Source organism: Lapillicoccus jejuensis, from assembly GCF_006715055.1.
In the GTDB taxonomy this organism is placed as follows: Bacteria; Actinomycetota; Actinomycetes; order Actinomycetales; family Dermatophilaceae; genus Lapillicoccus; species Lapillicoccus jejuensis.
The window spans coordinates 3,577,032-3,601,685 of sequence record NZ_VFMN01000001.1 but is presented as its reverse complement, the minus strand read 5'-3'; the positions used below and the strand labels follow the sequence as shown (position 1 = coordinate 3,601,685).

Below are 24,654 nucleotides of genomic sequence, written 5' to 3'. Positions count from 1 at the left end.
CCTGTGGGGCCGGGGACGCACGCGCGCGTAGCGCCGCCGTCCAAGGTTTCCTCAGGGTCGGCTCGTCACGCTCGGCGCGAGACCACCACTCTCCGCCGGAGGACCGCCATGACCCTTCACCTCGACGACACGGCCGGCCTGGTCGCGCCGCCGGACCTCGAGCCGCCGAGCAGCGGCGTCGCCCGGCGCACGCTGCTGCGTCTCGGCGCGGCCGGGGGCCTGGGCCTGGCGGTCGCCGGCTGGCAGAACGCGGCGAACCCGTTCCTCGCCCAGCGAGGACTGCTGACGGCCGACGGCGCGTTCGCGGCAGCGTCGACGATCGTCGGCGACGCCCTCTACCTCGAGATGTTCCCGACCAGCCCGCTCATCGTCTCCCCCTTCCGCGACCCGCTGCCCGTGCCGCAGGCCCTCGCACCGACGTCGCGGCTGGAGTACTCGGCGTGGGCCCAGCCGCCCGGCCCCGGCTCGGGACAGCAGAACTCGCTCGGCAACGAGCAGCACCAGCTGTGGCCGAGCCAGGTCGGTTCGGTCGACCCGATCGTCTACAAGATCGAGGTGAAGGTCGGCCAGCACAGCTTCACGACGTCCCAGGTGCTGCCGATCAACGCCTTCGGCAAGCCCACCGTCTCCTTCGACGCCGCCGGGGCGACGTACGCCGCCGGGACCCGCCGGACGCTGCCCCCCAGCACGATCTACGGCTTCAACGGCACCTTCCCCGGTCCGCGGATCAACGCCGAGTACGGCCGCCCGGCCCTCGTGCGCTTCGTCAACCAGCTCGACCAGAACCCGCTCGGCCTGGACCGTCAGGACTTCGGCGCCCCCGACTGGTCCTTCCTCACGCACCTGCACAACGCGCACACCGCCCCCGAGAGCGACGGCAACCCGCACTACTCGATGACCCGCGGGCCCAAGCTCAGCGGCTACCTGCCGGGCATGTGGGTCGACAACCTCTACCTCAACTGGCCCGCCGGCGGCGACGACCGCGAGAAGCAGAGCTTCTTCTGGTTCCACGACCACCGGATGGACCACACCGGGTCCAACGTCTACAAGGGCCTCGTCGGCATCTACCCCATCTACGACCCGAAGAACGGGATGGACATGGGCGACGAGCGCCAGGGGCTGCGGTTGCCCGGCGTGCGCAAGAACCGCCCGGACGGCGCCTTCGACGTCCTGTACGACGTCCCGCTCGTCTTCTCCGACGTCCGCCTCGACGACGGCGTCACGACCCACCTCGACGTGCACGACACCCAGGGCGACTTCCCCCAGGCGCACAACCCCGCGACGCACCCCGAGTGGTGGGGCAAGAGCTTCTACAAGCACATGCCCAACCACGGTTTCGTGGGAGACATCTTCGCGGTCAACGGCACGGCGTACCCCGTCATGAAGGTCAAGCGCCGCAAGTACCGCTTCCGCTTCCTCGACGCGTCCGTCTCGCGCATCTACGAGTTCAAGCTCATGAGCTCGACGCGGGGACCGAGGTCGTCGGCGAGCCTGGGTTATCAGAACACCGAGCTCGAGGGGCAGTACCGCATCCCCGACGGCCAGCAGTGCATGCAGTTCACCCAGATCGCCTCGGACGGCGGCCTGCTGCCGTTCCCGATCACCCGTGACTCGTTCGAGCTGTGGCCGGCCAAGCGGCGCGAGGTCATCATCGACTTCACCCGCTACCAGGACGGGACCCCGACGACCAAGGGCGACGTCGTCTACCTCACCAACGTCATGAAGATGCCCGACGGCCGGATGTGGACCAACAGCTCGCGCTCGACCCCGGACCCGGCCTACATGGTCCCCGTGCTCAAGTTCGTCATCGGCGACGCCGCCGTCGACAACAGCGTGATGCCGTCGCCGATGACGCCGCTGCGCGAGCTGCCCCCGCTGCCGAGCAACTGGCAGAGCCTGCTGGACAACCGGCTCGTCTTCGAGGTCCAGCGCGGGTCCGGGGGCGGCGAGGTCGAGTGGCTCGTCAACGGCTCGCCCTTCACCCCCAACGCCGTCGCCACCAGCCTCGTCAACCCGGCCGGGCAGGTCCTGCCCGCGTCGCAGCCCAAGGGCAGCTTCAACCTGTGGGAGATCCGCAACGGCGGGGGTGGCTGGGTCCATCCGTTCCACCTGCACATGGAGGAGCACCGGACGGTCATGCGGGACGGCAAGGACGTCACCGCCGCCGGCACCTCCGACCACCCCGACGACGTCTCGCGCGAGGACCTCGTCGCCCTCGACCCCGGTGAGTCCGTGATCGTCTACCGCGGCTTCCGCGACTTCACCGGTCCCTACGTCGCGCACTGCCACAACCTCGCCCACGAGGACCACGCCATGATGTTCGGCTGGGAGATCACGTGAGGTGGGCGGGGCGCGCGACGGCGCGCACGCAGCGGTCCATGCAGCAACCACAGCAGCAACCACAGCAGCACCCCTGGCAGCACCCCTGGCAGGACCCCACCCAAGGAAGAAGGCGACCCGCCATGCTCCGACCCCTACCCAGACCCCATCCACCCCTGCGGCGTCGCCTGCTCACGGCGCTCGGGGTCCTCGTCGCGGGCACGGCCCTGGCTGCCAGCGGGCCGGGCGCCGGCGCGGTGGGGGCCCTCGCCCCGGCGGCCGTCCTGCCCACCCTCGCGACGAGCACCCAGTTCGACATCACCGGCTTCATCCAGTCGGCGACGCTCGACACCCCCGACGACCCGCACTCCGGTGGGGTGCTCAAGGTCAACGGCCACTCCATCGTCATCCCCCGGGAGACGATCGCCATCCTCCCCGCCAGCGCCCTCACCTGGCAGGAGCTCTTCACCCACGCGCCGGACCCGTGGAAGACGGCCGGGAGCAGCGGGCTCGCGCTCGAGGACGACCCGAAGCCGCCGACGACCTACGAGGTCAACGTCATCGGCAACCGGGTCATCGACGGCACCGGTGACCGGTACGTCGCCGGCCTGGTCCACATCTCGCAGCAGGACCTCAACACCGGCACCGGCTACATCAGCTACATCGACTACTCCGTCGGTGAGATGGAGGTCGGCGGTCGGCTCGGGGTGCAGGGCACCGGGACCCGGGTGCGGATCAATGACCCCGGCAACCCGACCGCGCTCGACGAGCACGGGACGTCGGGCAGCGGCCGCTACGGTCGCGCAGGTTCCCCGGACGACCGCTTCCAGGTCGACCAGGACAACCCGACGATCCTCGCCGAGACCGGCTTCCCCATGTGCCTGCCGCGCGTGACCGCCGACCCGACCGTCGCCGGCAACCCCGACGACCCGCAGTGCCCCCAGGCCAACCGGCCGGTCTACACGGGCCAGGACACCTCCGGCATCACGCCGCAGGTCGCCCTGCCGGTCGCGGGCGGCTACTACACCCTCTTCCGGATGGACACCCCGGCCAACGTGGACAGCAACACCTGCGTCCGCGGCACCTGCGCCGACCCGCGCAAGCAGGCCCCCTTCGAGATCGGCGACTTCGTCAGCTTCGCCGGCAGCCTCGAGAAGGACGCCGCCGGGACGAGCTACGTGTCGGCGCACACCATCACCGCCAGCCTCGGCATCTACACCGCGCCCGGCGTCGACCCGGCCTACGTGTCGGTCGAGGTCTCCCTCCTCGGCACCGGCGGCCTGACGGTCTTCGGCGCCGGTGAGGCGGCGGTGCGCACCCGGATCGAGGGCATGAGCACCGACGAGTCGCGCCTCATCCGCCTGTACGGCGTCGACGTCGACCCCACCACCGGGGCCACGAGCGACCGCGACTGGGGCACCGTCCTGCCCGACCAGGGCCCGCCGACCGGGGCGGTCCGCGGCCGCTGGCGCTTCCGGCCCCCGTGCACCGCGGCCGTGGCCACGACGAAGGCCTGCACGCCGCCCGCCGCCGGGCAGTTCCTGCCGGTGACCCGCGAGGTGCGCGCCGTCGTCGACGGGCACTCTCAGTACCAGCCCGGCGGCCTCGTGCCCAACCCCGGCAGCCAGGTCCCCGGCACCCTCGGCGCCACGACCTACGCCAACGGGATCTACTGGGGCCAGTACCACGCCCCGATCGGGGAGTACATCTTCCCGGAGAACGTCCCCGGGTCCGCGGTGCCGGAGAACAACTTCAACACCATCCCGTTCCTCGCCTACGGCGGCTACACGAGCGTCACCGGCACCCTCGCCGGGGTGCTCGGACCGTGGCCGAGCAGCGTCCCGCCCCCGGTGCGCACCTGCCCGGCCCCCGCCATCAACGGGGCGCCGCTCTCGGTGGCCAACGGCGGCTCGCTCAAGCTGTCCGGCAGCGTCGCCGACGGCGTGACCACGCCGGTCACTCTCCAGTGGACGGTCGGCACGATCGCCGGCGATGCCTCCCTGACCGGCGCGCTCACCGGGGCGACGACGACGACGCCGACGTTGTCGGCGGTCGGGATCCCCGCGGGCGACTACGTCGTCACCTTCAGCGCCGCCAACCCGTGCGGCGTGGAGACGACCACGGCCAAGCTCACGGTCACGCCGGCCCCTCCGCCGTCGATCAACCCGATCACCGACCTCAACGTCACCGCGGGGGCGCTCGTCACCCTCACGGCGACCAGCCCGGCGGTCCCCGCGCCCACCTGGACGTGGACCCAGACGGCGGGCCCGGCCGGTCCGGTCCTCACCCAGACCCCGTCGGCCGGGACGGCCACCGGCACCTCCACCCTGCGGTTCACGCCGACGGTGGCGGGGACGTACACCTACTCGGTGACGGCCACGAACGCCAACGGCACCTCGTCGCCGACGACGGTCAAGGTCAACGTCGCACCGTCGGTGCCGGTCAACATCACGCTCAACAACGTGTACCGCACGAGCAAGCAGCGCCTGGTCATCACGGCCACCTCGACCGACGTCACCGTCTCGTCGATGAAGCTGCTGCCGTACCTCACGGAGACGGGCACGGTGTTCGACCCGGCCACCCTCGGCGCGGCGGGGCTCACGGTCTCGGTCGTGGCGCCCGGGTCGTTCACGGTCACCGCGGTCGGCGCACCGCCGCCGGCCTGCAAGCTCGGGGGCACGTACGCCACCCCCTGCTCGCAGCAGCCGCTGACGGTCAAGGCCCTCAACGGGGTGGGGGCGGTGATCGGCACCAGCCCGCCGTCGCCCCTCACCACGATCCGGCAGTGACCACCGGTCGGCTCTGACGAGCCGCCCTCGACCCGGGGGCCCCGGTCGCCTCGTGCGACCGGGGCTCCCGGCCGTCCGCGCAAGCAATCCTCAAGGTCGGACCGGGACCGTGGTCACCACGCCACCGACGTCCGTCCACCGACAAGGCAGGTCGACATGCCGCGCTCCACCCGATCGCCCCGCCGCTCCCGTCCCGCGCGCGCCGCCGTCGGCGCGGTCCTCACCGGTGCCGTGCTCCTCGCGCAGGCCGGGCTCCTGCCCGCCCGGGCCACGACCGCCCCGGTCGGCCAGGGCTTCACCGTCACCACCGGCGACCTCGCCTACATCCTCAAGCAGATCAAGATCGCCGAGCGGCACTCGATGACCCGGACGCCGGCCAACCCCTGCGGCACCCTGCTCAACCAGCCCGGCGACGGGATCCCCGACGCGGAGCAGGTCCCGGACACCGTGACGCCGTACGGGCTGCGGACGGTGGACGGGACGTGCAACAACCTCAAGGCCGGCAACGCCGGGCTGGGCGCCGCGGACGCGACCTTCCCGCGGCTGACGACGCCGTCGTTCCGCGCCGCGGACCCGGTGACCGCATCCTTCCCCGTCGGTCCGCCCGGGGCGACGTCGTACGCGCAGACCGCTCCCGGCAACGTGGTCGTCGACGCCGAACCGCGCGTCGTGAGCAACCTCGTCGTCGACCAGACGAGCGCCAACCCGGCCGCCGTCGCCGCCGCCGGCCACCCGGTGCGCGCGCAGAGCGCCGCCCCGACCGCGGTGCCGTGCACCACCGACCCGCAGCTCGACGCGGTCCCGCCGGTGGCCGGCGTCCCGGCGGGCTGCACCCCGTCGCACCAGACGCTGTTCATCCCCAACATCACCACCGACGTCGGCCTGTCGCCGCCGTACAACAGCCTGTTCACGTTCTTCGGACAGTTCTTCGACCACGGCCTGGACCAGACCACCAAGGGCGGCGGGACGGTCTTCGTGCCGCTCAAGGCGGACGACCCGCTCGTCGCCGGGCCGGACCACGTGCTCGGCACGGCCGACGACCTGCCGGCGAGCCGGCGCTTCATGGTCCTCACCCGCGGCTCGGTCCAGCCCGGACCCGACGGCGCCCTCGGCACCGCCGACGACGTGCCGGACGCCTCGAACACCGACACCCCGTGGGTCGACCAGAGCCAGACCTACGCCTCGCACGCCTCGCACCAGGTCTTCCTGCGCGAGTACGCGCGCGACGGCGCCGGTCGTCCCGTGGCGGCCGGCCGCCTGCTGGGCGGTCTCGGCGCCGGTCAGACCTACCCCGGCTCCCCCGACGGGCGCTCCGGGCTGGCCACCTGGGCCTCGGTCAAGGACCAGGCGGCCCGGCTCCTCGGGCTGCGCCTGACGGACGCGGACGTGCTGGACGTCCCGATGATCGCCACGGACCCCTACGGCCGCTTCCTGCCCGGGCCCGCCCGCGGGCTGCCGCAGTACGTCACGGCCTCCGGGCTCGTCGAGGGGGACACGGCCGCACCGGTCGCCGTCCCCGCCGACGTCCTCCACGTCGGCGCCCCCTTCGTCACCGACATCGCGCACGACGCCGACCCGTCGCCCCAGGACACGGACCACAACCCGGCGACCCCACCCGTCCCCCCGGTGGCCGACGCGGACACGACCGTCTCGACCGCCGCCGACCCGCAGCCCGCGGGCACGTACGACGACGAGCTGCTGGGAGCCCACTTCGCCTGCGGCGACGGCCGGTGCAACGAGAACATCGCGCTGTCGGCCGTGCACCAGGTCTTCCACTCCGAGCACGACCGGCTCGTCGACGACATCGACGCGACCCTGCACGGCGACACCAGCCCGGCCGGCGTGGCCGCGCTCGCCGCGTGGCAGGACACCTCGTCGGGCTCCGGCTACGGGTACGGCGAGCGGCTGTTCCAAGCCGCCCGCTACGTCACCGAGATGGAGTACCAGCACACGGTCTTCGAGGAGTTCGCGCGCAAGATGCAGCCGCTCATCAAGCCGTTCCACGCCTACTCCCCCGACATCGACCCGCGGGTGTCGGCCGAGTTCGCCTCCGCCGTCTACCGCTTCGGCCACTCGATGCTCGACGACGTCGTCGCCCGCCGGGTCGAGGACGTCGCGCCCGACGGCACGGTGACGAAGACGGACGCGTCCCTCCCGCTGCTCGACGCGTTCCTGTCGCCCCCCACCTACTTCGACGGCGGCGCGGCCGGGACCCTCACGCCCGAGAAGGCTGCCGGGGCGATCATGATGGGCTCCTCCGACCAGGTCGGGAACGAGCTCGACGAGTTCGTCACCGAGACGCTGCGGAACAACCTGCTCGGGCTGCCGCTCGACCTGGCCACGCTCAACATCGCCCGGGGCCGCGAGGTCGGCCTGCCCCGGCTCAACGAGGTCCGTCGCCAGCTCTACGCGAAGACCTCCGACGGGCAGCTGACGCCGTACACCAGCTGGAGCGACCTCGGGCAGCACCTCAAGCACCCCGAGACGCTGGTCAACCTCGTGGCCGCCTACGGCCACCACCCGACCGTCGTCGCCGCCACCACGGTGGCGGCCAAGCGTGCCGCCGCCCGCGCCATCGTCGCCCCCGCCCCCGGCGACCCCACCCCGCTCGACGCCACCGACTTCCTGCTCGGCACCGGCGCGTGGGCGAGCACCCCGGCCGGGGTGACGACCACCGGGGTCGACGACGTCGACCTGTGGGTGGGCGGGCTGGCCGAGCAGACCAACCTCTTCGGCGGTCTGCTGGGCAGCACCTTCAACTACGTCTTCCAGAGCCAGCTCGAGGCGCTCCAGGACGGCGACCGGTTCTACTACATCGCCCGCACCGTGGGGCTGAACCTGCGCAGCCAGCTCGAGGGCAACTCGTTCGCCGAGCTCGTGCAGCGCAACACCGACGGCACCCGCGCGCTCAAGGCCGACTCCTTCGCCACGGCCGACTGCCGCTTCGACCTCGCGCACCTGGCGGGGACGGCGGCCGGCTTCGCCCAGCTCGGGGCGGGCGTCGCCGACGACCCGTCGACGACCGACTGCGACGAGAGCAGGCTGCTCGTGCGCAGCCCCGACGGCACCCTGTCCTACCGGCAGACCAACACGGTCGACAAGCCCGGGATCAACGGGCAGTCGGTCTACCAGGGGACGGCGGGCGTCGACCGGGTCGTCGGCGGCAACGACAACGACACCGTCTGGGGCGGCGCCGGCAACGACGTCGTCGACGGCTCCGGCGGCGACGACGTCGTCCTCGCCGGCGAGGGCGACGACATCGTCACCGACTCGGGTGGGAACGACACGCTCAAGGGCGGGCCGGGCGACGACTACCTCGACGGGGGCCTCGGCAACGACATCCTCCTCGGCGGCGACGGTCAGGACCTGATCAACGGGGGCGCGAACGACAACGAGACCTTCGCCGGACCGGGCAACGACTACGTCGTCGCCGGGCAGGGCGCCGACACCGTCTTCGGTGACGGCGGCGACGACTGGATCGAGGGCGGGCAGGGCGTCGACCTGCTCCAGGGCGACCACGGCGCGCCGTTCCTCGACGACCCCGGCGAGCTCGCCCCGGGCCACGACGTCCTCATCGGCCAGTCCGGCGACAACGACAACGAGGCCGAGGGTGGCGACGACGTCATCGCCCAGTCCACCGGCATCGACCGGAACGTCGGAGCCGCCGGGTTCGACTGGGCCACCCACCAGTACGACGCCGGCCCGGCCAACGACGACATGAACATCAACAACGCGCAGGCCGGTCTGCCGATCCCGATCACGGCCAACCGCGACCGGTGGCAGGAGGTCGAGGGCGACTCCGGGTCGCCGTACGACGACGTCCTGGGCGGCACGAACACGGTGCCCCGCACCGTCGGCGGCGCCGGGCTCCTCGGCTGCGACGTGCTCGACCAGGCCGGGGTCGACCGCATCGCCGGGCTGTCGGCGCTGCTGCCGCAGCCGCTCACCGGCGACCTCGGCGCCGTCGTCGCCCGCTCCGCCGCCGGGCGCTGCCCGCTCTCGGGCCCGGTCTGGGGCGAGGGTGACATCCTCCTCGGCGGCGCCGGCAGCGACACCATCACCGGTCGCGGGGGCAACGACGTCATCGACGGCGACAAGGCCCTCCAGGTGCGGATCAGCGTGCGGACCGACCCGGCCGACCCGGCCACGGAGACCGGGACGACCGACCTCGTCGAGCACCCGGCCACGTCGGGCACCTTCGGCCCCGGGACCGCGGGCATGACGCTGCAGCAGGCCGTCGGGGCGGGACTGGTCCCGCCGGGCCACCTCGTCACCGTGCGCGAGATCATCACGCCGTCGGACCCCACCGCCGTCGACACCGCCGTGTTCTCCGGACCCCGCGGCAGCTACAGCATCGTCCCGACCGGGGACCGCGTCACCGTCACGCAGACCGGCCCGCTCGTCGCCGGCCAGACCGTCTCCGACGGCAGCGACACCCTGTTCCACGTCGAGAAGCTGCGCTTCTCCGACCAGAGCGTCGACGTGGCGACCCTGCCCGTCGCGGCCTACCCGACGATCACGACGGCCGTCCCGGGGACGACGAGCGCCCGCCTCGCCTGGGCTCCGCCCGTCGGCAACACCTCCCCCGTGACGTCGTACACCGTCCTCACGTCGACCGGGGGCGCCGTCGTCGCGACGGCGACGGTCCCGGCGACGACGACCACGCTGCAGGTCTCCAAGCTGACGGCCGGGACGCCGTACACCTTCCAGGTGCAGGGCCTCACCGCGAGCGGGACGCTGGTCAGCCCGGTCTCCGCGCCGGTCGTGCCCTACACCGTGCCGGCCGCGCCGACCGGGGTGACCGGGGTCGGCGGCGTGCAGTCGGTGACCCTCAGCTGGACCCCGGGGGCGAACGGCTGGTCGCCGATCACGAGCTACCTCGTGCTCGTGCGGGTCTCGGGGGTGCTCGTGCGGACCGACACGGTGCAGGGGGCGGTCTCGTCGGCGACGATCGGCGGGCTCGTCAGCGGGACGACGTACACCTTCGTCGTCAAGGCGGTCAACGCCGCCGGCGTCGGCAAGGGGTCGACCGCGACGAGCGGCATCAAGGCCGTACCCCCCAAGACGGCCCCCGGTGCACCGGTCATCGGCAACGCCGCGCCCGGCGTGGTCGGTGGGGAGGTGTCGGCGCTGGCCACCTGGCTCGCCCCGGCCTCGACCGGCGGCAGCAAGATCACCGGCTACCAGGTGACCGCGCTGCTCATGGACGCCGACGGCGTCACCCCGGTCGGCACCCCCGTCACGGTCACCGTCGCCGCGACGCTGCGCAAGACGTTCGTCGTGCTGCCCCCCGGCACGTACCGCTTCGAGGTGCGCGCCACCAACGCGATCGGCACGGGCCTGGCCTCCGACCGCTCGAACGCGGTCGTCGCGCAATGAGGCGCGCGACCGGGGGATGAGGGGGCCCGCCCCGGTGTGCGCGCGCACCGGGGCGGGCAGGGGGTGCTCCCGTGACGGACCGCCGTCACCCTGCCTGGGAGACCTGATGGACGACACCGCGACCCGCACGGCGGCCCTGACCTTCGTCGGGACCGCGACGACCCTCATCGAGCTCGGCTCGCTCACCCTGCTGACCGACCCGAACTTCCTGCACCGGGGACAGCGCGCCTACCTCGGCAAGGGCCTGTGGTCGCGGCGCCTCACCGAGCCCGCGCTCGGGGTGGACGAGCTGCCGCCGTACGACGCCCTGCTCCTCTCGCACCTGCACGGCGACCACTTCGACCGGGTCGCCCGACGCGGTCTTCCGCGCGAGGCGCCGGTGGTGACGACCGGGCCGGCCGCCCGGCGGCTGCGGTCGTGGGGCTTCACGACCCGGGCCCTCGAGCCGTGGGAGGACACCGTCGTCGACGGTCCGCCCGGCTCCGGCGAGTCCGTCCGGGTCGTCGCCGTCCCGGCGGTCCACGCCCGCGGCGTCATGGGCCGGCTGCTGCCGCCCGTCATCGGGACGGTGCTCGAGCACCGGGTCGGCGATGAGGTGCGGCACCGCGTCTACGTCACCGGCGACACCCTCACGGGGCCCCACCTCGACGAGGTGCACGCGCGGTTCCCCGACCTCGACACGGCCGTCGTCCACCTCGGCGGCACGCGCGTGCTGCTGCACACCGTGACGATGGACGACGTGCAGGGCGTGGACGCGCTGCGCCGGGTGCGGCCCCGACGCGCGCTCCCGGTGCACCACAGCGACTACGGCGTCTTCGCCTCGCCGCTGGAGGACTTCCTCGACCGCGCCCGCGACGCCGGGCTCGACGGCGTGCGGGCCGTCGCGCCCGGCGAGCGGGTGGACCTCATGGAGTGAGCCACGCAGCCGGCTCAGCGTCGCCGGCGCGCCACCACCGTGAGGGTCGAGCCGAGCAGGACGAGACCGGCGGCCAGCGCGAGCAGCGGGGCGAGGTCGGCGCCGGTGTGCGGCAGACCGTGGGCGGGGGCGTGGACGGGGACGGGGGCGGGGCGTCGTACGGGCGCGGGGGTGGGCGCCGGCGCCGCCGACGGCACCACCGTGGCCCGGTAGGTGGACGTCGTGCTCTGCCCGTAGGCGTCCGTCACGCGGTAGTCGACGGGGCGGGCCGACCCGGTGAAGCCGGCCACGGGGGTGAAGGTGAGCCGCCCGGTGGCCGGGTCGACGGTGTAGGTTCCCTCCCCCGGGATGGTGAGGGAGCGCACGGGACGGCCGTGGTCGAGCAGGGTCACGGTGCCGCCCGGGGGCACCGGGATGGTCGTCGTCTGCGTCGAGCTGTCGTGCGACCGGGTCGCCTTCGGCGCCGACGGCGGGGCCGCCGGCACCGTCACGGTCGGGGTGTAGGTCGCGGTCGCGGTCTGCCCCATCGGGTCGGTGAGCCGGTACGTCGCCGGTCGGGCCACCCCGACGAAGCCCAGGACGGGGGCGAAGTCGATCCGGTCGACGGTCGGGCCCGACGCGGTGGCGGCGCGCGTCGCGGGGCCCGCGAGGAGCGCGGCGAGCCCGGTCGGCGGCGTCGTCGAGGCGGAGGGTCCGACGAGGGTGTAGGTGCCCTGACCCGGCACGGTCAGCGTCGTGACGGCGCGGTCGCCGTCGAGCAGGGCCACCGTGAAGCCGGCGGGCACCTGCAGGCTCGTCGACTGGATCGCCGTGCCGACGCCGGAGGTCCGGTACGGCGGCGCGGCGGGTGGCAGCACCGTGAGCGTGCGCGTGACCGGCGCGGCCGGCGCGTACGTCGCGTCGCCCGCCTGCGTCGCGACGAGGCGGCACGTCCCCACCGCGAGGAGGACGAGGCGGCCGTCGGTCACGGTGCAGACCGCCGGGGTGATGGAGGTGACGACCACCGGCAGGCCCGAGGAGGCCGCCGCGACCGGCGCCGGCGGCGTCGCGTCGAGGACGGTGTCGGGCAGGTCGGGGAACGTCACCGTCTGCGCGGCCCGGGTGACCGTGAAGGTGCGGACCACCGGGGTGGCCGCCGACCAGTGGCTGTCGCCCGGCTGGGTCGCGGTGAGGGAGCAGGGGCCGGCCGCGCGCAGGGCCAGGTCGACGAGTCCGCCGACCTGCGTGACGGTGCAGACGGTGGGCGTGCTCGAGGTGTAGGTGACCGCCAGTCCGGAGCTGGCCGTGGCGGACAGCGCGGGCGCCGGGTGACCGAGGACGGTGTCGGGCAGGGCCGGGAAGGTGATGGTCTGGGGCGACGGCACGACCGGGGCGGTGCCGACGACGAAGGACCGGCCGATCGGGGTGGCGGCCGCGTACGTCGCGTCGCCCGGCTGGGTCGCGGTGACCGAGCAGGTGCCGACGGAGACGAGGGTGACGACGCCGCCGGAGACCGAGCAGACGAGGGGGGTGGTCGAGGCGTAGCCGACCGGCAGGTGCGACGACGCCGTCGCCGACAGGGTCGGCGCCGGGGCACCGAGGACGGTGTCGGTGAGCACCGGGAACGTGATGCTCTGCGGCACCGCGAGCACGGAGAAGCTGCGGGTCCGCGGGGTGGCGGGCAGCCACGAGGCGCTCCCCGGCTGGCTCGCGGTCACCGAGCAGGTGCCGACCGAGACGAGCGTGAGGACGCCGTCGGAGACGGTGCAGACGGCCGGGGTCGTCGTCGCGTAGGCGACCGGCAGCCCCGAGTCGCTCGTGGCGGCGAGGGCCGGCGCGGTCCCGTCGCGCAGCACGTCGGCGAGAGCGGGGAAGGTGATGGTCTGCGGCGAGGGCAGGGCGGGCGGGGCGGTCACGGCGAAGGACCGGTCGACCGGGGTGGCGGCGTCGTACGTCGCGTCACCCGTCTGGGTCGCGGTCACCGTGCAGGTGCCGACGGAGACGAGGGTGAGCGCCCCGTCGGTGACGGTGCACACCGTCGGGGTGGTCGAGGTGTAGGTCACCGGCAGGGACGACGACGCGGTGGCCGACAGGCCCGGCGCCGGGTCACCGAGGACGGTGGCGGGCAGGGTCGGGAAGGTGATGGTCTGCGGCACCGGCAGGACCGCGAGGTCGCGGGTGACCGGGGCCGCGGGCAGCCACGAGGCGCTCCCCGGCTGGCTCGCGGTCACCGAGCAGGTGCCGACCGAGACCAGGGTCAGGACACCGCCGGAGACGGTGCAGACGGTCGGGGTGCTGGTGGCGTAGGCGACGGGCAGACCGGAGGTGGCCGTGGCGCCGAGGGCCGGCGCGGTCGCGTCGAGGGCCGTGTCGGCGAGGACGGGGAAGGTGATGGTCTGCGGCACCGGCAGGAGCGGCGGTGCGGTGACGTCGAAGGACCGGTCCACGGGGGTCGCGGCCGCGTACGTCGCGTCCCCGGGCTGGGTCGCGGTGACCGTGCACGTGCCGGGCGAGACCAGCGTCAGCACCCCGCCGGAGACGGTGCACACCGCCGGGGTCGAGACGGCGTACGAGACCGGCAGACCCGACGACGCGGTCGCCGACAGGGTCGGCGCGGCGCCGGTGACGACGGTGTCGGTGAGCGCCGGGAACGAGATCGACTGCGGCGAAGGGGTGCTCGGGACCTCGGTCACCGCGAACGACCGGCTCACCGGGGTCGCCGCCGCCCAGGAGGCGTTCCCGGCCTGCGACGCGGTGACGGTGCAGGTCCCGACCGAGACCAGCGTCAGCACCCCGCCGGAGACGGTGCACACCGCCGGGGTCGAGACGGCGTACGTCACCGGCAGACCCGACGACGCGGTCGCCGACAGGGTCGGCGCGGCGCCGGTGACGACGGTGTCGGCGAGGGTGGGGAAGGCGATCGTCTGCGCGTCGGTCGCGGGGACGGTGAGCGTCACCGAGGCGGCGGCGGTGTCGCTCGTGTCGGCGGTCGTGTCAAGCACGGTGCTGCCGAGCAGGCCCCACCCGGAGACCGGGTAGGTGGCGGCGCCGGACGGGAGGGACACGTCGAAGCGCAGATCCGTGGGCGCGCTCGAGCTGGTCGTGAAGGGTCCGGTCCAGGAGAGCAGCCCGGCGCTCGAGGCCGGGTCCGGGGCGGACACGCCGCCGATCGTCGTCGACCCGGCGACGTACGACGCCCCGGACGGCAGCTGCGCCTGCAGCTGGTCGGCGATCGACGCGGTTGACGCGGTCGAGCGCAGCTGGAGCGAGAAGCGGCTGGTGCCGCCGGCCGCCGGCAGCGTCGTCGGCGACGCCGAGAGGGCGACCGTGAGCGGGTTCGTCGCCGCGGGGATCGCCGGGATGAGCGTCGAGAACGAGCCGGTGTCGGTGTGCTTGATCTGGGTGCCGGACGCGATCTGCTGCAACGGGTAGAGCTGCGAGCCGGTGCTCGTCGTCCCCGTGATGGTGAAGGTGTAGGTGGCGACGTAGCTGCGCGAGGACGAGCCGAGCGAGCCCAGGTGCAGCAGGTTCGTGTAGGTCTGCGCGGGCGCGGAGCCGTCGGGCGAGATGAGCAGGCTGGTGCCGGTGAGGCGGAAGGCGCCCGCCGGCCAGGACGGCAGGGCCGTGGGCGTCATGTACAGGCCGTTGGGGTCGGCGGTGGTGCCGGACCCGACCGTGCCCGTCGAGCCCTCGACGCTGACGCTGATCGACCCGCCGAGGCGGGGGGTGGCCGTCGACAGGGTGACGGCTACGCCGTCCCCGGTGGTGTCCTGGACCTTGTTGGCCGCCGCCTTGATGGTCTCGTCGACGCCCCCGAACCCGCCGGAGGTGGCGCAGAGCAGGCTCGAGCCCGCGGCGCCGGGCTTGCCGGACCAGACCTGGACGGTGTGGGTCTGCGCGGTCAGCGACGCGGCGGAGGCGTCGAGCAGGAAGAACGCCGGCGTGTGCGCGCCGGCTGCGGTGGCGCCCAACGGCATCGACGTCGGCTGCGACGCCGCCAGGGCGATCGACCCGCCGGTGAACCCCGACAGCTGGACGTAGAGGTCGTGCCGCGCGGCGGTCGCCGAGACGTCGTACCCGGCGTAGCCCGAGGTCAGCTTCGGCGTGACACCGGAGTCGATGTAGAAACGCGGGGCGTTGAGCGAGGTGACCGTCACCCCGTTGCTGCCGTTGCACGCCGCGGCGACCGCGTCGGCCGGCGCGGCGACGAGCCCCACCGACGACGTCGCGAGGCAGACGGTGGCCAGGGCGGCGCGCAGCAGCCGGGCGACCCGGTCGGGGGACGTCCGTACGGCGCGGCGTGCGGCTCCGAGGGCGCGCGGACGCGGCCGCGGGGTCAGGGCGGTCATGGTCGGGTATTCGACCGTTCAACGAGTGACCTGAGGGCAACGCCCATCCGTCCGGCGTCCGATCGGGACGACGAGCACTCCACGCCCGGGCCCCGGCGTACCGTCGGGAGGGTGCGGGAGCCCGGGCAGGAGCAGCGTCGGCGTGGTCGGTGGACGTGTCGGCTGCACGTGTGGCACCGGTGGCGGAGCCACCGGTATCCCACGCACGACGGCGAACCGGGCCCGCGCTACCAGGAGTGTCTCGACTGCGGGAAGCAGCGCGATGTGCCCGTGGCGAGCGGACTCCCCTGAACGGGGAACGGCCCCGACCCGGCAGGGTCGGGGCCGTTCGAGGTGGTGTCCGGAGGGGACGTGACTCTCCCTGACGCCATGGGGCGTCCGGACCGGCCGTTCCGTCGGTCCCGCGTCCTGCCCCCGACTCAGTGGGTCTCGGACATGCTCCACATGGTCCACAGCTCGGTCCGCATGCGGCGCGGCTGCCGGAGGGTGGTGAGGATGGCGTGGGCGATGTCCGTCGTCGCCATGAAGTGCCCCGATGCCGGGTCCTTCCCACCGAAACGACCATCGGCGGCGGCAAAGGCGGTGTTGACACCGGCGGGCGCGATCGCCGTGGTCCTGATGGCTTCGTGTCGAAGCTCTCGATCCAGTGCGTAGGCCAGGTTGATCTGGGCACCCTTGGTCGCGGCGTACACAGCCTCCATGCCGCCACCGATGAGCAGGCCGGCCACGGATCCGATGATGACGATGTCGCCGCCGTCCCCCTGAGCGCGGAACTGCTGCACGGCTGCGCGAGCGAGCCACACGCTTCCCTTGACGTTCACGTCGATCATCCTCGAGACGTCCTCGGCCGAGTAGTCGAGGATGCCGCCGTAGTAGCCGACGGCGGCGTTGGCGACGACCGAGTCGACCCGGCCGAACGCGGACACTCCGGCCGCGACCAGAGCGTCGGCCGCGGCCTCGTCACGGACGTCGCCTGACACCGTGACGAGGCGGTCCCGGTTGGTGTCGGTGGCCAGAGAGTCCAGGGATTCGGCTCTGAGGTCACCGGCGACGACGTTGGCGCCGCAGTCGAGGGCCAGACGAACCGTGGCCCCGCCGATTCCACCACCGGCTCCGGTGACGACGATCGTCGTTCCTTGCAGGTCTCGAGCGTGTGATGACACAGAACTACCTTTCGAAGAGGAGCATGCGGGCCTCGGTGGCTGCAGGCTGGGGGGAGTGCTGGACGCCACCACGGACTCGCGGCGTCGCCATGAACGGCCTGGCGCTAGCGCACGGCCCCCATGGACAGGCCTTGGACGAGCTTGTCCTGGGCGGCGAACCCGGCGATGAGGACCGGGAGGGAGACCACGAGGGAGGCGGCGCAGACCTTGGCCAGGAAGAGTCCCTGGCTGGTGACGAACCCGGTGAGGAACACCGGCGCGGTCTCGGAGACGGTCGCCGTCAGCACGCGGGCGAAGAGCAGCTCGTTCCAGCTGAAGATGAAGCAGATGAGCGCGGCCGCCGCGATGCCCGGGGTGACGACGGGCGCGATGATCTTGCGCATCGTCGTCAGCAGCCCGGCCCCGTCGACCTGGGCGGCCTCGAGCATCTCGACGGGGACCTCGGCGAGGAACGAGCGCAGCATCCACACGGCGATGGGCAGGTTCATCACCGTGTAGAAGAGGACGAGCAGCCAGATGTTGTCCAGCAGCCCGACCTGCTGCGCGAACAGGTAGATCGGCAGCAGCCCGGCGACGACGGGCAGGAACTTGGTGGACAGGAAGAAGAACAGCACGTCGGTCCACTTGCGCACCGGGCGGATCGACAGGGCGTAGGCGGCCGGGAAGGCCAGGACGATGACGAGCAGCGTCGAGACGATGCTCGCGGTCGCGGAGTTGATCAGCGGCGGCAGCGGGCCGGCGGCGAAGAAGTCGCGGTAGCCCTCGAGGCTCAGCGGCGCGAAGAACGACGGCGGGTTGGTCGCCGCGTCGGCCTCGGAGTGGAACGAGGTGAGGACCATCCACAGGAAGGGGAAGAAGAAGATCAGCCCGACCAGCCAGGCGACCAGGCCGAGCGAGCGCTCGCCCCACGACCGCTTGCGGTGACGCAGCGCCGGAGCGGTGGACGCGGTGGTGGCGCTCATCGGTTCTCCTCCTTGAACAGGCTGAACACGGTGCGCAGGGCGACGGTCGCCACCGCGATGGTGAGGACGACGACGATGACGCCGGCCGCCGAGGCCAGGCCGTAGTCGTGGGCCGTGTAGAAGGTCTGGTAGATGTAGTAGGGCAGGTTGGCCGTGCCGAGGCCGCCGGAGGTGATCGTGAAGACGTGGTCGAAGTTCTGCACCACGTAGATCGTCCCGAGCAGGCCGGCGAGCTCGATGTACGAGCGCAGGTGCGGCAGCGTCATGTGCCGGAAGATCTGCCAGCTGCTGGCGCCGTCGATCCGGGCCGCCTCGACGACGTCCAGCGGGCGGGACTGCAGCCCCGCCAGGAGGATGAGCATCATGAACGGCGTCCACTGCCAGACGATCGCGAACATCACCGACAGGAACGGGTACTGACCGATCCAGTCGACCTGCGGGGCCCCGGACCCGAACACCATCCGCAGCAGCCCGTCGAAGAGGCCGTACTCCGGGTTGTAGAGCGCGTGCTTCCACAGCAGCGCCGCCGCGACGGGCACGACGAGGAACGGCGTGATCATCAACGTCCGGACGATGCTGCGGCCGAGGAACTTGCGGTCCAGGAGCAGAGCGGAGACCAGGCCGAGCAGCAGCGAGACGAGCACCACCGCGAGGGTGAGGGTGACGCTGACGAGGATCGCCCTGCGCGCATCCGGGTCCGAGACGACGGTCTGGAAGTTCTCCAGCCCGGCGAAGTGGCGCCGGTCGGGGTAGTAGGCGTTCCAGCTGATGAACGACGTGACGATGGTGACGACGAACGGCAGCTGGGTGACGATCACGGTCAGGACGAGGGCGGGCAGGAGCGGGGCTCGACGGGCCCACTCGCCGGTGCGGCGCATGGCGGCGCCGGTGCCCCCGCTCGGGGCGCCATTGGTGGCGCCCCGAGCAGAGACAGTGGTCGCGGAGGTCGCGGACATGGCCGGTCAGCTCACTTCTTGTAGCTCTTGGCGACGGCCTCGGCGAGCTGCTGACCCTGGTCCAGCGCCGAGTCCACGCTGCCCTGGCCGGCGATGGCCGAGCTGACGTACTGGCTCACCTTGGTGCCGAGGTCGGGGAACTCGGGGATGTCGACGAACTGGATGCCGGGGGCCGGGCGCTCCTGCACCCCGGGGTTGTCCGGGTTGGCCGACTCGATCGCGCTCTTGGTCTCGGTCGCGAAGGCCTCGGCCGACTTGACGTAGTCGGCGTTGGAGTACGTCGAGGCCCGCTTGCCCGCCGGGACCTTGGACCAGCCGAGCTGGGCGCCGACGAGCTCCTCGTACTTCTTGCTCGAGGCCCACGAGACGAACTTCCAGGCCGCGTCCTTCTTGGCCGACTTCTGCTCGACCGCCCACGCCCACGTGTAGAGCCAGCCCGAGGAGTCGGTCTTGACCACCGGCGCGGGCGCGTAGCCGATCTTGCCCTTGACCGGCGAGTCGGACGCCTCGAGCGACCCCGCGGCCGAGGTGGCGTCGTACCACATCGCCGTCTTGCCCTGGGTCATGTTGTTGAGGCACTCGGTGAACCCGGCCTGCGACGCCCCGGCCTCACCGTGCGCCTTGACCAGGTCGACGTAGAAGTTCGTCGCCGCCTTAAACTCGGTGCCGTTGACCTTCGGGGTCCAGTCCTTCTCGAACCACGTCCCCCCGAACGTGTTGACCACGGTCGTCAGCGGCGCGAACAGCTGACCCCAGCCCGGCTGCCCACGCAGACAGATCCCGCGCATCCCCCCCGGCGTGTCCACCTTCGCCGCGATGTCCGCGACCTGCTGCCACGTCGGCTTCGCCGGCATCGTCACGCCCTTCGCGGCGAGGACGTCCTTGCGGTACATCAGGAACGACGACTCGCCGTAGAACGGCTCGCCGTAGATCTTCCCGTCCACCGACAGCGCCTTGGTCATCGGCTCGAGGATGTCGGACTGGTCGAACGCCGTGTCCGACTTCGTGTAGGACGTCAGGTCCGCGACCCAGCTGTTCTTGGCGTAGATCGGGATCTCGAAGTTCGACAGCGTCGCGACGTCGTACTGCCCGGCCTGGCTGGAGAACTCCTGGCTCGTCTTGTCGCGCAGGTCGTTCTCCGGCAGGACGGTGAAGTTCACCTTGATCCCGCTCTCCTTGGTGAACTCGGGAGCCAGCTTCTGCAGGTCCACCATCTGCGGGTTGTTCACCATCAACACGTTGATGCTGTCCGCCGACCCGCCCCCACCACCACCAGCGCCACCGGCGCCTCCGGCTCCGGCGCAGGCCGACAGCCCGGTCGCCATGACCGCGGTGGCGCCCACCAACATCGTGTACTTCAGGCGTGACATCGTTGTTCCTCCTGGGGATTGCTGTCGTGCGGCCCGTGCGGACCGAGTGGTGTGGTGTTGACGAGGAATGGACACGTGGGTATGGCGGCGACGTCACCGAGTGCTCGACCGAGCAGCCAAGGTCCTTCGGCTCGCGGCGCTGGGCGGAAGCTGGTCCGTCCTGCCACACGTCGACGAGAGCGCGAGCGCGGTCAGCCGTGTCCGATGCTGCGTCGGCGTGGCTCGCTGGAGGGGTGGGCCGGGTAGGGCGAGCACGAAGCGGCGGTCTCGAGAGTCCGGATCATCGGCTCGAACCTCCACGTGTCGTCGTTGACAGCTCCCCACCTCTGCGAGGTGACGACGGCAACAGTAGGTCGACAGCGAGAGGCCATCTAGCCCCTCGCTGGACGAGATGTGGTACTGATTTGCCATCCCAGGTCATGTCGTCGGCCCCAGCCGGCACGAGAGGATCGGGCATGACCGAGCGGCTCAAGGTTCGCCAGGACGCCCTGCGCGCTGCGCACCAGCTGATGGACCGGGCACCCGAGCGCGAGCTGGTGCCGTCGGACCCTCGGCAGTCGGTGCGATGGCACGAGCACGACTACCCCAGCCCCCTGTCCCGCTGGAACTACCACCCGGAGCTCGAGGTCCATCTGATCCGCTCCGGCGTCGGACGCTTCATCGTCGGTGACCGGGTGGACACGTTCGGCCCGGGACAGCTGGTCCTCGTGGGGCCCAACCTGCCGCACCACTGGATCAGCGACCCTCGCGACCAGCACATCGAGAAGCGTGACGTCGTCCTGCAGTTCCGATCCGACTGGCTGGTGCGCTGTCAGGCGGTGCTCCCCGAGCTCGACGCGCTGCGCGGACTGTGGTCGGATGCGGCGAGGGGGATCGAGTTCGCGGGGAGCACCGCCGTCGCCGCGGCACGCCACGTGGACCGCGTCGGTCGGACCGACGGCGCGACCCGTCTGCAGGAGATCTTCGGCCTGTTCTCCGTCATGGCCTCCGCGCCGCCGCACGAGAGGAGGCTGTTGGCCCGGGAGTGGTTCATGCCCCAGCAGGACGCCAGGGTGGCCGACGTGATGGAGAACGTGCTCGGCTACGTGACGGAGAACCTGTCGGACGAGATCCGCATGAGCCGGGTCGCCTCCGCGGTGGGGATGAGCGAGTCCGGCTTCAGCAAGTACTTCCTGCGGGCCAGCAACATGCGCTTCACCGACCTCGTCAGGCAGATGCGCCTCTCGCACGCCTGTCGGCTGCTGGCCGCGACGGACGCTTCCGTGTCGTCCATCAGCCTCGACGTCGGCTACACGAACCTCTCCAACTTCAACCGCCAGTTCAAGCGGGAGTACGGAGTCACCCCGAGCGAGTTCCGTGCGAGAGGGACTCGATGACGTGGGCCTGTGAACGACCTACGGGCGGGGCGTCGTACGGGAGGGACGGCGAACGGGCCCGGACCATGATGGTCCGGGCCCGTTCGCGACGGTGTCCGGAGGGGGACTTGAACCCCCACGCCCGATAAAGGGCACTAGCACCTCAAGCTAGCGCGTCTGCCATTCCGCCACCCGGACGAGTGGAGCTTCGGGGGCCTGTCGGCCTCCCTCGCTGCGCCCGAAACGGTAGCACGCAGGCCGCTCAACCTCCCAAACGGGTATCCCCCGCCGCACGTCCGACGCGCCCCACCCGTCACTGTGGTGTCACACCCGGCGCAGCACCTCGGCGCCCCGCTCGCGCAGCTCGCACACCGACGTCAGGCCGCTCAGGCCCAGCGTGAGGTCGAGCTCGGCGACGAGGTTCTCCAGCACCGTCCGCACCCCGGCCCGGCCCTCGAGCGCGAGCCCGTAGACGTGCGGCCGGCCGAGGAGGATCGCGTCGGCGCCGAGGGCGAGGGCCTTGGCCACGTCGGCCCCGGTGCGCACGCCGCCGTCCAGCAGGACGGGCACCCGCCCGCCGACGGCAGCAGCGACGTCGGGCAGCGCGTCGAGCGAGGCGATCGCGCCGTCGACCTGCCGGCCACCGTGGTTCGACACGACGATCCCCGCCACCCCGGCCTCCAGGGCGAGCCGCGCGTCGTCGGGGTGCAGCACCCCCTTGACGAGGACCGGCAGCCGCGTCCGTCCGGGCAGCGTCGCGATGTCGTCCCACGTCAGCGACGGCTTGGAGTAGATCCGCAGGAACGTCTCGACCGCCGCCCGGGGGTACGGCGACCGGAGGTTATCCAGCGTCGCCCCCGGCGTCTCCCGCGCGATCGACAGCAGCGACCGCAGCGCCCCGAGCGTCACCTCGGCTCCCCCGCGCCCCGCCCCGCCCTTCTCTTGGACGACGTCCCGCACGACCTCGAGGAAGCGCGGGTCCGACGTGAACTGGGCGATCCCGATGCCCCGCGCGAACGGCAGCGAGCCGAGGTCGAGGTCGCGGGGGCGCCAGCCGAGCAGCGTCGTGTCGAGCGTGACGACGACCGCGTCCGCGCCGATCCCCTCGGCCCGGCGCACGAAGCTGTCGACCAGGGCGTCGTCGGTCGACCAGTAGAGCTGGTACCACCGCGGCGCGTCCCCCATCGCCGCGGCCGTCTCCTCCATCGGCGAGCTGCCCTGGGTGGAGATGACGTAGGGCAGCCCGACGTCGGCCGCCCCGCCGCCGATGAGGACGTCGGCGTCGCGGGCGACGAGACCGGCCGCGCCGACCGGCGCGACGAGCACCGGTGCCGGCAGCCGCCGTCCGAGCAGCTCGACGGACAGGTCGCGGCTCGAGACGTCGCGGCCCATCCGCGGCACGATCGACCACCGGTCGAAGGCGGCCCGGTTGGCGGCGACCGTGCGCTCGGCCCCGGCCCCACCGGCGACGTACGCCCACGCCTCCGGCGACATCACCCGCCGCGCCCGCTCGGCCAGCTCGTCGGGACCGGCCGGCACGACGGGGCGGCGCCCGAGGACGCCGGCGCGGTAGACCGCGTCCTGACGGGCGCGTCCGGGGGACGCGGATGAGGGTGGCGGCGTCGGCACGGTGCCACACTACGGCGGTGACCACGCCCCCGCCCGAGGCCCACGGCGCGCTCCCGGCCGGCGGCTCCGCGGGGTCCGGCGGGCCCGGACTCGTCCCGCTCGCCTCGGCCCGCGGTCGCGGGATCGTCGCCGCCGCCGTGCTCGGCAGCGGCATGGCCATGCTCGACTCGACCGTCGTCAACGTGGCGGTCGTCCGGATCGGCGACGACCTCGACGCGAGCCTCGCCGACCTGCAGTGGGTCTCCAACGGCTACCTCGTCACCCTCGCCTCGCTCATCCTGCTCGGCGGCTCGCTCGGCGACCGGCTCGGCCGCCGCCGCGTCTTCGTCGTCGGGGTCGTGTGGTTCGCCGTCGCGTCAGCGCTCTGCGGGGTCGCGCTCACGCCCTGGCAGCTCATCGTGGCCCGTGTGCTGCAGGGCGTCGGCGCGGCGCTGCTCACCCCCGGCAGCCTGGCCATGGTCGAGGCGACGATCGCGCGGCCCGACCGGGCCCGCGCCATCGGCCGGTGGACCGGGCTCGGCGGGATCGCCGGCGCCGCCGGCCCGTTCGTCGGCGGCTACCTCGTCCAGGCCGCGAGCTGGCGCTGGGCCTTCCTGCTCAACGTCCCGCTGGCCGTCGTCACCGTCGTCGTCGCCCGCCGGTGCGTCCCCGAGACCCGCGACGAGCAGGCCGACCGGCACCTGGACGTCCGCGGCGCGGCGCTGGCCGCGGTCGCCCTCGCGACGACGACGTACGGCTTCGTCGAGGCCACCCGCCTCGGGGCGCTCGGGACGACGCTCGTCGTCGCCGTCGGGCTGCTGCTGCTCGGCGGCTTCGTGGTCCTCGAGGACCGCGAGCGGCACCCGATGGTGCCGCCGAGCCTGTTCACCGACCGGCAGTTCACCGGCGCCAACGTCATGACCCTGCTGACGTACGCCGCCCTCGGCGGGGTCCTGTTCTTCCTCACCCTCCAGCTGCAGACCTCGCTGCGCTACACGCCGCTCGAGGCGGGGACGGCGACGCTTCCGTTGACGATCCTCATGCTGCTGCTCGCTGGACGAGGCGGTGAGCTCGCCGCCCGCATCGGACCGCGCCGCCCGATGGCGGCCGGGCCGGTGCTCTGCGCGGCCGGGGTGGCGCTGCTCGCGCGGGTCGACGACGGGTCGTCGTACTGGCTGGGGGTGCTGCCCGGCGTCGCCGTCTTCGGGCTCGGGCTGTGCCTGCTCGTCGCGCCGCTCACCGCGACCGTCCTCGCGGCCGCGCCGGACCGCTACGCCGGGACGGCCAGCGGGGTCAACAACGCCGTCGCGCGCACCGGCGGGCTGCTCGCCGTCGCCGTGCTGCCCGCCGCGGTCGGGCTCGGCGGCGCCGACTACACCCAGCCGGGCGTCCTCACCGCGGGCTACCGGACGGCGATGCTCGCCTGCAGCGTCCTGCTGCTCGTCGGCGCACTCACGTCGTGGCTCCTCGTCCGGGACCGGCCGCTCGCCCCGCAGCCGCTAGCGTGAG

General features: G+C 72.8%; 12 protein-coding genes and 1 tRNA gene. 6 read left to right on the top strand and 7 right to left on the bottom strand.

All coding sequences use genetic code 11. The features are described 5' to 3' along the window. Positions 1-108: 108 nt before the first annotated feature. The 4 genes from FB458_RS16680 (at position 109) to FB458_RS16665 (ending at position 11,403) form a co-directional block, all read left to right on the top strand. Entirely contained in the window at positions 109-2,340 is a 2,232-nt protein-coding gene (locus FB458_RS16680) for a multicopper oxidase family protein (RefSeq protein WP_141849497.1), read from the top strand. A 122-nt stretch (positions 2,341-2,462) separates the two neighbouring features. Further along, a complete protein-coding gene (locus FB458_RS16675) occupies positions 2,463-5,108 on the top strand; it encodes a PKD domain-containing protein (protein ID WP_141849496.1) in 2,646 nt (881 codons plus the stop codon). A 156-nt stretch (positions 5,109-5,264) separates the two neighbouring features. Further along, complete coding sequence (locus FB458_RS16670) at positions 5,265-10,487, top strand: peroxidase family protein (RefSeq protein WP_141849495.1); 5,223 nt, start codon at positions 5,265-5,267, stop codon at positions 10,485-10,487. A gap of 106 nt (positions 10,488-10,593) precedes the next feature. Continuing rightward, positions 10,594-11,403 (top strand): MBL fold metallo-hydrolase, encoded by an 810-nt coding sequence (locus FB458_RS16665; RefSeq protein ID WP_141849494.1) that lies wholly within the window; start codon positions 10,594-10,596, stop codon positions 11,401-11,403. Positions 11,404-11,417: 14 nt separating this feature from the next. On the opposite strand, the gene FB458_RS16660 is transcribed toward FB458_RS16665, so the two are convergent. From FB458_RS16660 to FB458_RS16640, 5 genes are all read right to left on the bottom strand, one after another. Then, entirely contained in the window at positions 11,418-15,731 is a 4,314-nt protein-coding gene (locus FB458_RS16660) for a hypothetical protein (RefSeq protein WP_141849493.1), read from the bottom strand. A 419-nt stretch (positions 15,732-16,150) separates the two neighbouring features. After that, complete coding sequence (locus tag FB458_RS16655) at positions 16,151-16,894, bottom strand: SDR family oxidoreductase (RefSeq protein WP_141849492.1); 744 nt, start codon at positions 16,892-16,894, stop codon at positions 16,151-16,153. Between the two features lie 104 nt (positions 16,895-16,998). After that, positions 16,999-17,856 carry a carbohydrate ABC transporter permease gene (locus tag FB458_RS16650; RefSeq protein ID WP_141849018.1) on the bottom strand — a complete coding sequence of 286 codons (858 nt, stop codon included), beginning with the start codon at positions 17,854-17,856 and terminating at the stop codon, positions 16,999-17,001. Then, positions 17,853-18,812: a carbohydrate ABC transporter permease gene (locus FB458_RS16645; protein WP_141849491.1), complete on the bottom strand. Its 960-nt coding sequence runs from the start codon at positions 18,810-18,812 to the stop codon at positions 17,853-17,855. The genes FB458_RS16650 and FB458_RS16645 overlap by 4 nt, the downstream gene beginning before the upstream one ends. 11 nt (positions 18,813-18,823) lie before the next feature. Further along, positions 18,824-20,182 (bottom strand): ABC transporter substrate-binding protein, encoded by a 1,359-nt coding sequence (locus FB458_RS16640; RefSeq protein ID WP_141849490.1) that lies wholly within the window; start codon positions 20,180-20,182, stop codon positions 18,824-18,826. A 455-nt stretch (positions 20,183-20,637) separates the two neighbouring features. Here FB458_RS16640 and FB458_RS16635 point away from each other — a divergent pair, with 455 nt between their 5' ends. Further along, complete coding sequence (locus FB458_RS16635) at positions 20,638-21,558, top strand: AraC family transcriptional regulator (protein WP_170185712.1); 921 nt, start codon at positions 20,638-20,640, stop codon at positions 21,556-21,558. 92 nt (positions 21,559-21,650) lie between these two features. On the opposite strand, the gene FB458_RS16630 is transcribed toward FB458_RS16635, so the two are convergent. After that, positions 21,651-21,735, bottom strand: a tRNA-Leu gene (locus FB458_RS16630). 126 nt (positions 21,736-21,861) lie between these two features. Further along, positions 21,862-23,166 carry an alpha-hydroxy-acid oxidizing protein gene (locus FB458_RS16625; RefSeq protein ID WP_141849488.1) on the bottom strand — a complete coding sequence of 435 codons (1,305 nt, stop codon included), beginning with the start codon at positions 23,164-23,166 and terminating at the stop codon, positions 21,862-21,864. A 17-nt stretch (positions 23,167-23,183) separates the two neighbouring features. Between FB458_RS16625 and FB458_RS16620 the strand changes: the two genes are divergently transcribed. Next, positions 23,184-24,653: an MFS transporter gene (locus FB458_RS16620; RefSeq protein ID WP_246061295.1), complete on the top strand. Its 1,470-nt coding sequence runs from the start codon at positions 23,184-23,186 to the stop codon at positions 24,651-24,653. Position 24,654 lies beyond the last annotated feature (1 nt).

What these genes read in the sequence shown, in the direction of transcription:
- FB458_RS16665 (WP_141849494.1), top strand. Translation starts at nt 10,594, where the DNA reads ATGGACGACACCGCGACCCGCACGGCGGCCCTGACCTTCGTCGGGACC.
- FB458_RS16640 (WP_141849490.1), bottom strand. Translation starts at nt 20,182, where the DNA reads ATGTCACGCCTGAAGTACACGATGTTGGTGGGCGCCACCGCGGTCATG.
- FB458_RS16670 (WP_141849495.1), top strand. Translation starts at nt 5,265, where the DNA reads ATGCCGCGCTCCACCCGATCGCCCCGCCGCTCCCGTCCCGCGCGCGCC.
- FB458_RS16680 (WP_141849497.1), top strand. Translation starts at nt 109, where the DNA reads ATGACCCTTCACCTCGACGACACGGCCGGCCTGGTCGCGCCGCCGGAC.
- FB458_RS16660 (WP_141849493.1), bottom strand. Translation starts at nt 15,731, where the DNA reads ATGACCGCCCTGACCCCGCGGCCGCGTCCGCGCGCCCTCGGAGCCGCA.
- FB458_RS16675 (WP_141849496.1), top strand. Translation starts at nt 2,463, where the DNA reads ATGCTCCGACCCCTACCCAGACCCCATCCACCCCTGCGGCGTCGCCTG.
- FB458_RS16650 (WP_141849018.1), bottom strand. Translation starts at nt 17,856, where the DNA reads ATGAGCGCCACCACCGCGTCCACCGCTCCGGCGCTGCGTCACCGCAAG.
- FB458_RS16635 (WP_170185712.1), top strand. Translation starts at nt 20,638, where the DNA reads ATGACCGAGCGGCTCAAGGTTCGCCAGGACGCCCTGCGCGCTGCGCAC.
- FB458_RS16645 (WP_141849491.1), bottom strand. Translation starts at nt 18,812, where the DNA reads ATGTCCGCGACCTCCGCGACCACTGTCTCTGCTCGGGGCGCCACCAAT.